Here is a 1,541-nt window from a genome sequence, read left to right on the forward strand (position 1 = left end):
AAATTAATTTGGCTGATATATAGTAGTCAGCAACAAGAAATCATTTTTGAATTAATCCCCAAATAATCAAAATTGAACATTTATAAAAAACCTATATTGAGTTTATAAAATTCTGTAGAAAATTAACATTACAAACAATATTTAAAATTTGATTGTATGAAAACAGAAATTACCTTCCTTTTACCGGCCTTCTTCACGATTGTTGGCACTATATATTTTCTATTTGATGCTCCAAAATATTGGACTGGCTTAGTTCAAACTATACTGTTGCAATCTCAAAAAAATAGACCTATTTATCAATTTACTGTCCCCTTGAGAGCAACCTCAGGAAATTTTGATTCAAGTCCCCCAAAGGTCGAAAGCTTAATAAAAACGATTCGACCGTCAATTCGTACAACAATCTTAAATGTAAATTTTACCATTTACAATCGTATTATTTTCTAACGATTTAAAACAAATCAATATGAAATCAATTTTTACTTATTCGACAAAATTATTTTTACTTCAATTGTTGTGCTTATTAAGTCTTACTAATGGCTTCAGCCAATTCGTGCCAGATGGTAACTACTACAGCCCAACTGATGAATATCTTAATGCACAATCAAAAATAGTTGACCCTAACGCCTCCTCAACGTGTGAGGTTGAAAGAGTATTTGCTTTGACAGGGGGTACTGACACGGATCAATACTTGCTGCTGGGTATTAACAATGGAAATGGAGGTTCTGCAATTTTCAGGTATTATATTAATACCGATGGTTTAGCAACTGGATTAGCAAATGAAACATATAAAGGTACAGTTTATCCAATTGGAGGTGCTGAGATTGTTATACAGATAGATGCAAGCAAAAACGAATTAATGCTTTTTGAATGGAATGATCTCTCGGGTGAATTAGATATCGTAACTATCGCTGGTATTGCGAGTGAAATTGGAAGCTACAATCCGGGGGATAACAGTTTTATTGAAATAAAAATCCCCTTATCAATTTTCAACCCATGTAATTCAACAACTGGTGGAATAATTACATTGGCGAAATACCTTTCATTTTCAGGGGGGAGCATAAATTCTAACCCATGCGCTTTAGAGGACATTGATTTCATCATTGGTCTTAATGGAATTGTTACACCTGATGCGGAATATTGTTCCGGACAAGATACTGAAACTCATCTTATTCTTACAGGACAGTTAGGTGATGTGGTTAGATGGGAATCATCGACAGACGATTTTAATACTGCGGGTACACCAATTATAAATACAAATGGAATTACTGTTTATGATACTCCTTCAAACCTTAGTGCAACAACTTATTTCAGAGCAGTAATTAGTAGCACTTTGTGTCCAAATAATACTTTAAACTCAACATCTGCCGAAATTAAAATAAATCCTGGACCAACAATTAGCGGTACATTCAGTGTGTGTGAAAGTTCTACAACACAGTTGGCTGGGTCAGGAACTCCGGCTGCATTGAATCCATGGGTATCATCTGATCCCTCAAAAGCCACTGTTTCTTCAACAGGATTGGTAACAGGTGTGTCTGCTGGTA

Annotated in this window: 2 protein-coding genes; both read left to right on the forward strand. The window is 34.8% G+C overall.

From position 1 onward, the window contains the following. Positions 1 to 156: 156 nt before the first annotated feature. Positions 157 to 444 carry a hypothetical protein gene (locus tag FNW38_RS17330; protein ID WP_143388961.1) on the forward strand — a complete coding sequence of 96 codons (288 nt, stop codon included), beginning with the start codon at positions 157 to 159 and terminating at the stop codon, positions 442 to 444. A gap of 19 nt (positions 445 to 463) precedes the next feature. Then, a partial coding sequence (locus FNW38_RS17335; RefSeq protein WP_185963173.1) for an Ig-like domain-containing protein occupies positions 464 to 1,541 on the forward strand: 1,078 nt, incomplete at its 3' end.

It is taken from the genome of Flavobacterium gawalongense, assembly GCF_007097265.1.
Taxonomy (GTDB): Bacteria; Bacteroidota; Bacteroidia; order Flavobacteriales; family Flavobacteriaceae; genus Flavobacterium; species Flavobacterium gawalongense.

Excerpts from the sequence above, each read along its gene's own strand:
- FNW38_RS17330 (WP_143388961.1), top strand. The coding sequence starts at position 157 with ATGAAAACAGAAATTACCTTCCTTTTACCGGCCTTCTTCACGATTGTT.